Origin of the sequence: Amycolatopsis nigrescens CSC17Ta-90 (assembly GCF_000384315.1) — a bacterium.
Classification (GTDB): Bacteria; Actinomycetota; Actinomycetes; order Mycobacteriales; family Pseudonocardiaceae; genus Amycolatopsis; species Amycolatopsis nigrescens.
This window is the reverse complement of the sequence record NZ_ARVW01000001.1, coordinates 4278060-4290189: the sequence shown is the minus strand read 5'-3', so window position 1 is coordinate 4290189 and position 12130 is coordinate 4278060. Positions and strand designations below refer to the sequence as shown.

Below are 12130 nucleotides of genomic sequence, written 5' to 3'. Positions count from 1 at the left end.
CGAGTTTCTTCGCGAGGTGGTTACTTGCTCAGTACGGTCTGCACGGACTCGGCGATGATGTCCAGCCCCTTGCCGAGCTCGTCGTCGGTCAGCGTCAGCGGCGGCAGCAGCTTCATCACCTCGCCGTCGGGACCGGAGGTCTCCATCAGCAGGCCGCGCTCGAACGCCGCGGCGCAGACCTTGCCGGCAAGGTCGCCGCTGGCGAACTCCAGGCCCCTGGCCAGCCCGCGGCCCTTGGCCAGCAGGTTCGCCTCCGGGTAGGCGGTGACGATCTCGTCGAAGGCGGCGCCGATCCGCTCGCCCTTGGCCTTGGTCGACTTCTCCAGCTCGTCGTCGCTCCAGTAGGTGCGCAGCGCCGCGGTGGCGGTGACGAAGGCAGGGCTGATCCCGCGGAAGGTGCCGTTGTGCTCGCCGGGCTCCCACACGTCGAGGTCCGGCCGGATCAGGGTGAGCGCCATCGGCAGGCCGTAGCCGGAGATGGACTTGGACAGGCAGACGATGTCCGGGGTGATCCCGGCTTCTTCGAAGCTGAAGAACGGACCGGTCCGGCCGCAGCCCATCTGCACGTCGTCCACGATCAGCAGGATGTCGTGGCGCTTGCACAGCTCGGCGAGGCCCTTGAGCCATTCGATCCCGGCGGCGTTGATGCCGCCCTCGCCCTGCACAGTCTCCACGATCACCGCGGCGGGCTCGTTCAGCCCGCTGCCGGAGTCCTGCAGCAGCCGCTCGAAGTACAGGAAGTCCGGGTACGCGCCGTCGAAGTACTGGTCGTACGGCATCGGAGTGGCGTGCACCAGCGGGATGCCGGCACCGCCGCGCTTCATCGAGTTACCGGTGACCGACAGCGCGCCGAGGGTCATCCCGTGGAAGGCGTTGGTGAAGTTGATGACCGACTCGCGCCCGGTCACCTTGCGGGCCAGCTTCAGCGCCGCCTCGACCGCGTTCGCGCCGCCGGGACCGGGGAAGACCACCTTGTAGTCCAGCTCGCGGGGCTTGAGGACCCGCTCGTTCACCGTCTCCAGGAAGTCCCGCTTGGCCACGGTGAACATGTCCAGCGCGTGGGTCACCCCGTCGCGCTGGAGGTAGTCGATCAGCGCCTGCTTGAGGGCCGGGTTGTTGTGCCCGTAGTTGAGCGCCCCCGCGCCGGCGAAGAAGTCCAGATACGGGGTGCCGTCCTCGGCGAACAGCTGGCTGCCCACCGCACGGTCGAACACCACCGGCCACCCTCGGCTGTAGCTCCGCACCTGCGATTCGAGTGCTTCAAAGATGCTCACTCTGTCTATCTCCTGCTCTTGCTCACTCGGGCCGCCCCTTGACGATTAATTAACGCTCATCGCCGATTTTTTGTTGCTATTTCAGGTTTAGCGGGCCGATCCGGTAGAGGTCTTCGGGTTCATGTTGCTCGCCGTCGTCCGGAAAGTCCCCGGGGGCGAACAAATCGAAACGCTCCAGTGCCGCCCCCCAGCGCTCGGCGAACGAGCTGAACAGCCCGATGGACGCCTTGTTGTCCGGGGTGATGGTCGTCTCCAGGTACCGGACGTCCCGCCGCACCAGCCGGGTGAACAGGGCGTCCAGTAGCGCGCCGGCCAGCCCCTTGCCCCGCTGCGACGAGTCGACCGCCACCTGCCACACTACCGCCGTATCAGGCGCACTCGGTCGCCGGTAGCCGATCACGAATCCCACCGCTTGGCCATCGACTTTCGCCACCACCGAGGTGTCGGCGAAATCGTGGCACCACAACAGATATGCATAGGGCGAGTTGAGATCCAGCTTCTTCGAATCACGCGCGATTCGCCAGAGCTCGGCACCATCTGCCTTGGCCGGGGATTCGATCAGGTGCTTTCCGGACATATTCAAACAACCTAACAGAGGTTTTTCGCCCCTTCAGCCCAGCCGTCCGGACGCCAGGTGGGCTACCTGCGACGATGAAAAAATACGTGTGACAATGCAGACATCAACGTATCGCCAACGCCCTGACCTGGGCTAAGATGTACAGCTTTGTCCCGCCGGGTTCACCACCGGCTATTCGGTCACGGTAGTGGCACCATTCACCAAATGCGAGGGGGCAGCCGGGCGAACGGCCCGAGACCCCGGCCACGGTAAGTCACCGCACGCGCACCGCGCTCAACCGGCGAACTGCTCCAAAAGGAGTACTTGGAGCTCACCCACCGCGAAGCCGAGCAGCGCACCGGTGGTGATCAGGATCCACTCGTCCTGCTGGAAGGCCGGCCGCAGCAGTCCCTCGAACTCCTCCGGCGGCAGCTCCTTCATCTTGGTCACCAGCATGTTCCTGATGTCCATCGCGTCCTCGGCGTAGTCCTCCACGTAGCTCAGCGTCTCCGGCAGCCTGGCCATGATCAGCCCGGCGATGGTCTGCTTCATCTCCTGGTAGCGCTTGCCGCCGACGGCCAGCACCACCAGCGGTTTCGCCAGGCTGGTGTGCTTGGCCAGCTCCTCGTCCACCTGCCGCTGGATGAGCGCGAGCACCCGGTCCGAGAGCGGCCCGCGCAGCACCGCCTCGATCACGTTGTGCGGGGTGATGATCTCCTTGGCGATCAGCTCGCCGTAGGCCTCGGACACCTCGGCCCGGCGCTTGAGGAACAGGCCCTGCCATTCGAACAGCCCGAAGTACCGCACCGGCTGCTTCGGGTGGAAGATCATCTTCAGCGCCAGCCAGTCGGTGAACCAGCCGGTGAACAGGCCGAACAGCGGCATGATCAACGGGAGCTTGAACAACACCCAGGCGATCATCTGGACGATCCCGATCAGCCCGCCGAACACGATCCCGGACCTGGCGATGAACTGGAACTCCTTGCGGCCGGCCTCCTGGAAGATCCGGTTCAGCAGCGCCTTGTCCCGGACCAGGTTGGTGACCACCATGTCCTTGAGGTCGAACACGCTGTCTACATTTCGCTGGATCAGTTCCAGCACCGCGGCAACCATCTTCGGTGCCTCGGCCTGCACCCGGTGGATCACCATCCGCTGCGCCCTGGCCGGCAGCGACTCCCACAGCCCGGCCTGGTACTGCCCGGCCACCTCGCGGACGATCTCCTCGACCGCGGCCATCAGCGGCTTCTCGATCTCGCTCGCCACCCGGCCGGCGTCCAGCCTGGACACCACGTCGGCCGGGCTGATCAGCTGCTGGGTCATCGTGTCGCAGGCGATGCCCGCCATCCGCGCGGCCCGCTTGGGCACGATGCCCTGCCAGCCGAGGAACGGTTTGACCCCGATGAACTCCAGCGGCCGGAACATCATCCGGATGGCAACCAGCTTGGTGCCGTAGCCGATCAGCGCGGCGACCACCGGGATGGAGAGGTAGAGCGGCCAGTGCCGGGCGAGGTCTTCGAGAATCGCCCCCATGACCACCTCCGCCACTCGACTGCGTGACCATGATCACACAGGCGGGTGGACTTCACAGGAGACAGAAGAGGTCACCCGGTCGGGTCGCAGGCCAGCCAGAACTGGGCGCCGAGCCGGGAGAGCCGGACCGAACCGCGGAGGAACTTGGCCCGCTTGACCGTGCTCTCCGCGGCGCGCACGGTCTCATCGGTCAGCAGGATCTCGTACTGCGTTTCCAGTCCGGGCAGCTCGTCACCGAGGTCGGCAAGGCCGAACCCGATCAGCCTGGTCAGGTAGCCGGGGGTGTGCTCGACCAGCGTCACGCCGGCCGCCTTGCCCACGGTGGAGGCGTTGCGCAGCACGACCTGGCCGACGCCGAGACCGCTGCGCTCGGCGACGTCGATCACCGGATACGGCGAGCCGTCCGCGAGCGCGGCCAGGATGCGCGCCTCGTCCGGGGTGAGCTGGCGCAGGATGAGCGCGTAGAGGTACTCCCTCGCCCGCTCCCTGGTGAACTCCACGGACCGGTTGAGCAGTTCCGCCATCGCCGCCCGCAGCGGTTCGACCTCGCCGACCACCAGCGCCGAGCCCGCGGTGGAGGTGCCGGAGTCGTTGTCGTGGGACTGCGAGGTCAGCGCGGCGAGGTAGGGATCGTCCACTTCGTCCAGTCGCCGCCGGAGCTCGCCGAGCACCTGCTTCTCCACCTGGCGCAGGCCGCGCTCGGCCGCCTCCGCGCCGGGGATGCGCTTGGACAGCGAATAGCCGGTCCTGGCCGCCCAGCCCACCAGCCGGCCGGCGCGGCGGGCGAGGCCGTCGTTTCCGGCGCTGTCCTCGGCCCCGGAGTCGAGCAGTCGATCTTGCGGGCTCAAAGTCTGACTCCCCTCGCGTTCGGACCGCATGCTACCCGCGGGTAGACGTTGTGCCTGGTGAGGCGGTGAAAATCCGCGTCAGGTGGTAGTCCACCACCTCGATCACCTCCTCGATCGTGCGCAGCCCGAGCAGCACGTCCGGGCCGAAGCCGCCGACCAGCGCGAGCAGGCTGTCCGCCTCCCTGGCCAGGTCCAGCCCCGGCGCGGTCAGCCCCTCGCCGGCGGCGGCCAGCAGGATGCCGGTGAAGATCTCCTCCAGCGACGGCCCCGCCGGGTTCTGGAAGGCGGCCTTCAGCTCGGCATCGCCCATCGCGCGGACGAAGTAGGCGATGTGCACCAGGCTGGCCACGGTGGCTTCTTCGTCCACCGGCAGCATGCCCACCAGCACCTCGCGCAGCACCGCCCGCGGCTCGGGCGACGCCGGGATCCGCGCTTCGATCCGGTGCTGCTGCCGCTCGTTGAGCAGCTTGAGCGCGCCGAGCAGCAGTTCCTGCCGGGTGCCGAAGTAGTACTGCACGAGCCGGGTGGACACCCCGGCCTCGGTCGCCACCTGGCGCAGCGTCACGTCTTCGAGCCCGCGCGTGCTCGCGATCCGCCAGACCGCTTCGGCGATCTGGCGGCGTCGCTCGTCGTGGTCGACCCTCTTCGGCATACCCCTCCTCCCGGTGCCCGTATCCTTCCATCGCCGTTATTTGATACGATCGAATCATAAAACAGGCACGGGGAGGACTCATGACGGACGACGGGAAGAAGAAGCAGCCGGGCGGCCTGGAGATCATCGGCGCGCTGCTGGTGATCCACGGCCTCATCTCGACCGTGATCCGCCTTGCCGGCGGGCAGGACGTCGCACTGCTCGCGCTGGTGGACAAGTTCGTGGTGCCGACGGCGTGGTGGGCCGGGCTGGTCTGCGCGCTGGTCGGCCTGGCCTTCATCTTCGCGCAGCAGCTGCGCAAGCCCGCGGTATCGCGCTGATCAGCGCACGCTCACTAGCCACTCGGATGGGGGAAGGACTTGGCAGGCCCGCAGGGGGTACGGGCCTGCCAAGTCCGCTCAGGGGGCGGCGCCGAGCCAGGACTGGGCCGCTTCCACCCCGGCGAGGGTGAGCTGGTGACCGCCGGGATGCCGGTGAGTGGTGACCTCCGCCGACCGCGAGCGCAGTTTGTCGATCAGCACGCCGGTGGATTCCAGCGGGGCCATCGGGTCCTGCTCGCCGTTGGACAGGAAAACCCTGCTGCCGCTCAGATCGTGCGCCGGCGGGTCGGGCACCGGCAGCATCGCGGCGAACAACGCCGCCTCGCGCAGCACGTCCGGCCGGAGCAGGGTGAGCGCGGCCGCGATGTTGGCACCGTTGGAGAAACCGACCGCGACCAGCCGCCGGTCCGCAACGCCGTAGTGCTCGGTGGCGGACCGGACGAACTCGGCCAACTGGTCCGCCCTGGCCACCACGTCTTCGTGGTCGAAGACGCCCTCGCGAAGCCTGCGGAACCAACGGGCCGCGCCGTTCTCCGAGACCGGGCCGGCCGGGGCCAGCATCGCGGACGCCGGGCTCAGCCTGGGGGCGAGCCGGATCAGGTCCTCCGGGCTCCCGCCGGTGCCGTGCAGCAGCAACAGCACCGGTGCGGCCGGATCGCCTTCGATGAACCGATGCTCCAACTCCAGCGAGGTCATACCCGCTCCGGATTGTCGTCCGCCGGGAGTTCGAGTTTCGGCAGCATCTGCTGGATCTGCTGACGGTTCGGCTCCAGCCACGGCGGCAGCTTCAGCGCCCGGCCGAGTTCGAGCAGCGGCTCGTCGATCGCGAACCCCGGCTCGTCGGTGGCCACCTCGAGCAGCGTGCCGCCCGGTTCGCGGAAGTAGATCGAGCGGAAGTACTGCCTGTCCAAAATGGACGTAACCTGCACCCCGCTGTCCACCAGCTCCTCGCGCCAGGCGGCCTGGGTCGGCTCGTCCGGGGCGCGCCAGGCCACGTGGTGCACGGTGCCGGCGGCAACCAGCCCGTCCTGCGCCTCCGGGGTGACCAGCACGTCGACCAGCGCGCCGGGACCGCCTTCGCCCGCGGCGAACCGCAGCCGGTTGCCGTCCTGCTCGCCGAAGCGGAGGCCGAGACCGTCGGTGAACATGGCCGCGGTGGCGTCCTCTTTGGACACTGACAGGGTGACCGAGTGCAGGCCGCGGATCGCGTGCTCGGCGGGCACCTGCCCGTTGTCCCACGGTTCGCGCGGGTCGCCCTGCGGGTGCGCGACCAGCGCCAGGCGCAGGCCGTCCGGGTCGCGGAAGTTCAGCGTGCTCTCCCCGTCCGCGTCCACCACCGGCTCGGCGGGCACCCCGGCGGCGGCGAGCTGCCGCTGCCACCAGCCGATCGAGGCCTCGGGCACCGAGAAGGAAGTCTTGGTGGCCTGGCCGTTGCCGTGCCGACCGCGCGGCGCGTCCTTCCACGGGAAGAAGGTCATCAACGTGCCGGGCCGGCCGGACGCGTCGCCGTAGTAGAGGTGGTAGGTGCCGGGGTCGTCGAAGTTGACCGTGGTCTTGACCAGCCTCAGGCCGAGGGTGCGCAGGTAGAAATCGGCGTTGCGCTGCGGGTCACCACCGATCGCGGTGACGTGGTGCAGACCGCTGGTCCGGATGCTGGTGTCGAATGCCGACATCGTGTCTCCTCGTTGGCTGGTACGGCTCAAGCCTACCGGATAACCTCTCGCGCGCAAGATATATTCCGTGCAGACATCGCCGGTACAATCGCCGGGTGAACGATCCGCACACTGACGACGATGAGATCGTGACCTGGTGGGGCCTGGTGATCGAGGGTTACCTCGCCACCCAGGACACTCTTATGGGTGAGATCGAAGAACGCTTCGGACTCGCGCCCGCCTCGTTCGACATCCTGATCAGGCTCGTTCGCTCGACCGAGCACCGAATGCCGATGACGAAACTGGCGAGGGAGGCCGCGCTGTCCAGCGGGGGGTTCACCAAGGTAGCGGACCGGCTCGTCGCAGCCGGCCTGATCACCCGGGTACCCAGTCCGGACGACCGGCGGGTCACGTTCGTGACGCTGACCGGCCACGGGCTGGAGATCGCCGGGCAGGCGCGCAAGGCCTGCGCCGAGATCCTCCGGCGCACCGTGCTCAGCCCGCTCGGGCCGGAGAAGTCGGTGGCACTCGCGGAGGCGATGCGGACCCTGCGCCGGGTGAACGGAGGGGCGTCATGACCGGGCAGCATCCGCGGCTGAGCCGCCGCCGCGAACTCGGCCAGACCAGCGCGCGCTCACTGCTGATGACCGTGCTCGGGGAGTTCGTGCGGCCGTCCGCCAGCCCGGTGTGGACCGCGACGTTGGTGGACGCGCTGGCGCTGTTCGACATCGAGGAGAAGTCGGCCCGCCAGTCACTGGCCAGGACCGCGGGCGAAGGTTGGCTGGTGTCCGAGCGGGTCGGCCGCCGGGTGCGCTGGTCGCTGACCGAACCTGGCCGCAAGATGCTCACCGAAGGCGCCGACCGCATCTACCGGTTCGGCCGCGGCGAGCTGAAGTGGAACGGGCAGTGGCTGATCGTGCTGGCCTCGGTGCCGGAGGTGAAGCGGGACCTGCGACACCGGCTGCGCACGCGGCTGAGCTGGGCGGGTTTCGGCTCCCCGGAGGCCGGCGTGTGGATCACCCCGGACACCACGCACGAATCGGAGGCGCAGCAGATCCTGGCCGAGCTCGGGCTGGACAGCGCCATCTCGTTCCAGGCGTGCTACGGCCGGATCGGCGCGCAGGAGGACATGGTGGCCAAGGCGTGGAACCTGGACGAACTCGGCGCGAAGTACGACGAGTTCACCGACGCCTTCGCCGAGCTGGACCCCGGCTCCGGGGACGCGGCCTTCCTCGCGCAGACCCGGCTGGTGCACGCGTGGCGCCGGTTCCCGTTCCTCGACCCGCGGCTGCCCGCCGAACTGCTGCCACAGCCGTGGAGCGGCGACAAGGCGGCGAGGCTGTTCCACCAGAAGCACATCGAATGGCACGACGCCGCTCAGCAGCGCTGGAAAGAGCTGGTCAGCGCTCGTGAGTGAAAAAGGTTGCTGGGGCAACATTTTTCACTCACGACATCAGGCCGGGGAAAAGGCGTAGTGCGTTGCCGCTGAGGACGTCGCGGAGCACGTCGTCGGGGAGGCCGAGCTCGGCCAGTGCCCGCACGTTGCGGCGGTGGCCGGGCAGGCCGGGCCAGTCCGTGCCGAAGACGAACTTTCGCGCCAGCTTGGCGAAATCGAACCGGGCGTAGTAGCCGGGCAGTTTCGACGGCGGCAGCCCGGCCAGGTCCAGCCAGACGTTCTCCCGCGCCAGCGCCATGAACGCGGCCACGTCGTACCACCAGCCGCGGCCGCCGTGCGCGAGCACGAACTGCACTTCGGGAAAGTCCTCGATCACGTCGGAGAGCAGCTGCGGGTCACCGAAACTGGTGCGGGAGCCGGGAAAGCTGCTGGTCCCCGAATGCAGGATCACCGGCAGCCCGCGTTCGGCGCAGAGCCGGTAGGCCGCGTAGAGCTCCTTGTCCGCCGGTGAGAACGCGCCGTGCACCGGATGGATCTTCAGCGCCACCGCGCCCAGCGCCAGCTGACGTTCCAGCTCCGCGGCCACCGGGTGGTGCAGAGCCGGGTTGATGTTGGCCACCAGCCGGAACCGCTCCGGGTCGTGCCGCACCATCGGCAGGTTGTCCTCGATCGGCTGGATGCCGGTGGCGCGCGGGCTGTACTCGCAGAACAGCAGCGCCCGGTCCACCCCTTCGGCGGCCATCAGCCCGGACAGCTTCGCCGGCACCGGGTCGCCGTCCGCGTCGTAGGCCGACTGCCAGTCGGCCGGACCGGAGAACCGCTCGGCCCATTCCAGCCAAGCCGGTTTCAGGGTGCGCAGCCTCGGCGCGTGCACATGCGCGTCGATCAGCAGCTCGCCGGCTATCACTCGCCGCCCGTCCTCAGGGTGTCGCGGACCAGTTCGCGCACCACGTTACGGCGGATCTTGCCGCTGGCCGTCTTGGGCAGCTCGGCGAGCTGCACCACCGCGCGCGGCCGCTTGAAGGAGGCCAGCCCGGCCCGGCAGAACTCGGTCAGCTCCAGGGTGTCCACGATCCGCCCCGGCACGCCGACCACGCAGGCCACCGGTTTGTCGATGCCGTCCGCGTCCGGCGCGGCCACCACCGCGACCTCGGCGACGTCCGGGTGCTGGAGCAGCCGCTCCTCCACCTCCGCCGGCGACACCCAGATCCCGCCCGCCTTGAGCAGGTCGTTGAACCGGCCGAGGCAGCTGTAGGTGCCGTCGGCGTTGCGCAGGTAGCTGTCCCCGGTGCGCAGCCACTCGCCCTGGAAGACCCTTTTCGTGGTCTCGTAACGGGTCCAGTAGCCGGTGGCGGTGGACGGCCCGCGCACGTAGAGCTCGCCAGGACGGCCGTCGGCCTCGATCAGCATGCCCGTTTCGTCGCGCAGCTGAACGTCGTAACCGGGAACCGGGACGCCGGTGCTGCCCGGCCGCACCTGGCCGCTGCGGTTGGACAGGAAGATGTGCAGCGCCTCGGTGGAGCCGATGCCGTCGAGGATCTCCACCCCGAACCGGTCGGCGAACCGCTCGAACAGCACCGGCGGCAACGGCTCGCCGGCCGAAACCGCCTGCCGCACCGAGCCGAAGGTGTCGTCCGCGATGTCACTGGCCAGCAGGGCCGCGTAGAAGGTGGGCACCCCGAAGAACAGGCTCGGCCGCCGTCGCCGGATCAGCTCGGCAATCGAAGCCGGGTCCGGCCTCGCCGGTTCCAGTACGGTGGTGGCACCGGCGGCCAGCGGGAAGAGCGCCGAGTTTCCCAGCCCGTAGGCGAAAAAGAGCTTGGCCACGGAAAGGCACCGGTCCTCCGACCGCATCTTCAGCACGCCTTCGCCGTAGCAGTCGGCGACCGCCCGGATGCTGGCGTGCCGGTGCATCGCGCCCTTGGGCAGGCCGGTCGTGCCGGAGGTGTAGAGCCAGATCGCCGGCGAGTCCTCCCAAGTCCGATATGGACTGTCCATTGTGTCTTCAGCGACCAGTTCGGACCAGCGGGTGGTGCGCACGTGGCCAGGTAGCTCCAGGCCGTCGGCGCGGTCCAGCACCACGTCGGTGACCTCCGGCGCCAGCTCGATCGCCGCCTTGGCCGGCGCGGTGAACTCGGTGGACACGCACAGCACCCTGGCGCGCGAGTCGGCGAGCACCTTCCCCAGCTCCGGGCCGGTGACCATGGTGGAGACCGGGACCGGCACCACACCGGCGTACATCGCGCCGAGAATGCCGGTGAGCAGCTCGACGCCGTCCACCATGCACAGCATCACCCGCTCCTCTGGCCGCATGCCGAGCCGGATGAGCCCGGCCGCCACGCGCCGCACCTCCTCGGCGAGCTCGCGGTAGCTCAGCGCACGTTCCCCGGCGAGCACCGCGGTGCTCGCCGCGCGGCCGTCCCGCACCTGCCGGTCGACCAGATACTCCGCGGCATTGAACGTGCCCATCGGGGCCCCCTCTAAACCAGGTGGACGTACTCGTAGTCGAACGGCTTGCCGTTTATACCCTGACGCGGTGGCGCCACCCAGCCGGCGATCTTGCCGCGCTGGTACACCGGGTGCATGAGCGAGCGGACGAAGGCGAGGTCCTCGCTCGTCGGCAGCCACTTTCCCCGGTTCGCCTCCCAGGACACCTCGTCGACGATCGTGCCGTCCGGGGTCACGTGGTGCCCGGCGCTGACCCCGACCTCGCGGTTGAACCCGGGATGCGGCAGCGCGAACCGGAACGAGATGCCGTTGTCCTCGAGGATCTTGTTCCAGCGCTTCACCCCGGTCCGGCAGTCCGCGATGTACTCGCCGCGCAGGTCCAGGTTCAGCAGCAGGATGGCCTGCAGCTCCTCGGACTCCCAGGTGCCGTCCTCGCGCGGGCGATCGAGGCGCGCGCTGTCGTCGGTGAGCCGGTGGTCGTCCTTGCGGCGCTGCTCCTGCCAGCGCCCCTTGAGCCCGGCGGTGTAGTAGTTCGCCGCGTTCGTGGAGGTCTCGCTACCGAACAGGTCCAGCGAAACGGTGTAGTGGAAGTTGATGTACTTCTGGATGATCTCCAGCGGGATCCCGCCGTGCGGGGCGATGTCGCCGGTGTCGTGCTCCCGGATCAGCTCGGCGCTGCGCTGCACCACCCGGTCAACCCCGGTGGTGCCGACGAACATGTGGTGCGCCTCTTCCTTGAGCATGAACTCGCAGGTACGGGACAGCGGGTCGAACGAGCTCTCCTTCAACGTGCCGAGCTGATATTTGCCATCCCGGTCGGTGAAGTAGGTGAACATGTAGAACGCAAGCCAATCCGCGGTCTCCTCGTTGAACGCGCCGAGGATGCGCGGGGCGTCCGGGCTGCCGGAGTTGCGCAGCAGCAGCCCTTCTGCCTCGTCCCGCCCTTCGCGGCCGAAGTAGGCGTGCAGCAGATAGACCATCGCCCAGAGGTGCCTACCTTCCTCCACGTTCACCTGGAACAGGTTCCGCAGGTCGTACAGGCTCGGCGCGGTCAGGCCAAGCAGCTTCTGCTGCTCCACCGACGCGGGCTCGGTGTCGCCCTGGACCACGATCAGCCGCTGCAGCTCCGAGCGGTACTCCCCAGGCACCTGCTGCCAGACCGGCTCACCGCGATGCTCACCGAAGGCGATCCGGCGATCCGGGTCGCGTTCGGCGAGGAAGACGCCCCAGCGGTAGTCAGGCACGTTGACATGATCGAAATGCGCCCAACCCTCCCGGCCGACGCTGACCGCGGTGCGCAGGTAAACGCCCTGTGTCTCCAGGGTCGGGCCCATCTCGCCCCACCAGTTCATGAACTTGGGCTGCCAGCCCTCCAGCGCCCGTTGCAGGCGGCGGTCGTCGGACAGGTTGACGTTGTTCGGGATCTTGGCGTCGTAGTCGATCTTCTCCGGCAT

13 protein-coding genes are annotated in these 12130 nt (G+C 68.6%); 3 read left to right on the top strand and 10 right to left on the bottom strand.

Annotation, left to right across the window (positions count from 1 at the left end):
• Nucleotides 1–20: 20 nt before the first annotated feature.
• The 5 genes from ectB to AMYNI_RS0120300 all read right to left on the bottom strand — a co-directional run bounded on the left by ectB (nucleotide 21) and on the right by AMYNI_RS0120300 (nucleotide 4860).
• The gene (gene ectB, locus AMYNI_RS0120320; RefSeq protein WP_020669883.1) at nucleotides 21–1274 is read right to left on the bottom strand and encodes a diaminobutyrate--2-oxoglutarate transaminase; all 1254 of its coding nucleotides are present in this window, start codon (nucleotides 1272–1274) and stop codon (nucleotides 21–23) included.
• A gap of 76 nt (nucleotides 1275–1350) precedes the next feature.
• The gene (gene ectA, locus AMYNI_RS0120315) at nucleotides 1351–1851 is read right to left on the bottom strand and encodes a diaminobutyrate acetyltransferase (RefSeq protein WP_020669882.1); all 501 of its coding nucleotides are present in this window, start codon (nucleotides 1849–1851) and stop codon (nucleotides 1351–1353) included.
• Between the two features lie 273 nt (nucleotides 1852–2124).
• On the bottom strand, nucleotides 2125–3360 hold the full coding sequence (locus tag AMYNI_RS0120310; protein WP_020669881.1) for a hypothetical protein: 1236 nt from the start codon (nucleotides 3358–3360) through the stop codon (nucleotides 2125–2127).
• 71 nt (nucleotides 3361–3431) lie between these two features.
• On the bottom strand, nucleotides 3432–4238 hold the full coding sequence (locus AMYNI_RS0120305) for an Abi-alpha family protein (protein ID WP_051116343.1): 807 nt from the start codon (nucleotides 4236–4238) through the stop codon (nucleotides 3432–3434).
• Between the two features lies 1 nt (nucleotide 4239).
• Nucleotides 4240–4860: a TetR/AcrR family transcriptional regulator gene (locus AMYNI_RS0120300; RefSeq protein WP_020669879.1), complete on the bottom strand. Its 621-nt coding sequence runs from the start codon at nucleotides 4858–4860 to the stop codon at nucleotides 4240–4242.
• Nucleotides 4861–4940: 80 nt separating this feature from the next.
• On the opposite strand from AMYNI_RS0120300, the gene AMYNI_RS0120295 reads away from it, so the two are divergent.
• Nucleotides 4941–5180, top strand: coding sequence for a hypothetical protein (locus tag AMYNI_RS0120295; protein ID WP_020669878.1), 240 nt, complete (start codon nucleotides 4941–4943; stop codon nucleotides 5178–5180).
• Nucleotides 5181–5258: 78 nt separating this feature from the next.
• Here the strand turns inward: AMYNI_RS0120295 and AMYNI_RS0120290 are convergent, their stop codons facing one another.
• Entirely contained in the window at nucleotides 5259–5876 is a 618-nt protein-coding gene (locus AMYNI_RS0120290) for an alpha/beta hydrolase (RefSeq protein WP_020669877.1), read from the bottom strand.
• Nucleotides 5873–6853, bottom strand: coding sequence for a ring-cleaving dioxygenase (locus tag AMYNI_RS0120285; protein ID WP_020669876.1), 981 nt, complete (start codon nucleotides 6851–6853; stop codon nucleotides 5873–5875). The genes AMYNI_RS0120290 and AMYNI_RS0120285 overlap by 4 nt, the downstream gene beginning before the upstream one ends.
• Before the next feature lie 95 nt (nucleotides 6854–6948).
• Between AMYNI_RS0120285 and AMYNI_RS0120280 the strand changes: the two genes are divergently transcribed.
• Together AMYNI_RS0120280 and AMYNI_RS0120275 are read left to right on the top strand one after the other, a co-directional pair.
• Nucleotides 6949–7410 carry a MarR family winged helix-turn-helix transcriptional regulator gene (locus tag AMYNI_RS0120280; RefSeq protein WP_020669875.1) on the top strand — a complete coding sequence of 154 codons (462 nt, stop codon included), beginning with the start codon at nucleotides 6949–6951 and terminating at the stop codon, nucleotides 7408–7410.
• Nucleotides 7407–8249: a PaaX family transcriptional regulator gene (locus AMYNI_RS0120275; RefSeq protein ID WP_020669874.1), complete on the top strand. Its 843-nt coding sequence runs from the start codon at nucleotides 7407–7409 to the stop codon at nucleotides 8247–8249. Before AMYNI_RS0120280 ends, AMYNI_RS0120275 begins: the two co-directional genes overlap by 4 nt.
• 28 nt (nucleotides 8250–8277) lie before the next feature.
• On the opposite strand, the gene AMYNI_RS0120270 is transcribed toward AMYNI_RS0120275, so the two are convergent.
• The 3 genes from AMYNI_RS0120270 to boxB are packed head-to-tail and all read right to left on the bottom strand — an operon-like array spanning nucleotide 8278 to nucleotide 12130.
• Nucleotides 8278–9135 (bottom strand): amidohydrolase family protein, encoded by an 858-nt coding sequence (locus tag AMYNI_RS0120270; protein ID WP_020669873.1) that lies wholly within the window; start codon nucleotides 9133–9135, stop codon nucleotides 8278–8280.
• Entirely contained in the window at nucleotides 9132–10697 is a 1566-nt protein-coding gene (locus AMYNI_RS0120265; RefSeq protein ID WP_020669872.1) for a benzoate-CoA ligase family protein, read from the bottom strand. Before AMYNI_RS0120265 ends, AMYNI_RS0120270 begins: the two co-directional genes overlap by 4 nt.
• A gap of 11 nt (nucleotides 10698–10708) precedes the next feature.
• Nucleotides 10709–12130, bottom strand: coding sequence for a benzoyl-CoA 2,3-epoxidase subunit BoxB (gene boxB, locus AMYNI_RS0120260; RefSeq protein ID WP_020669871.1), 1422 nt, complete (start codon nucleotides 12128–12130; stop codon nucleotides 10709–10711).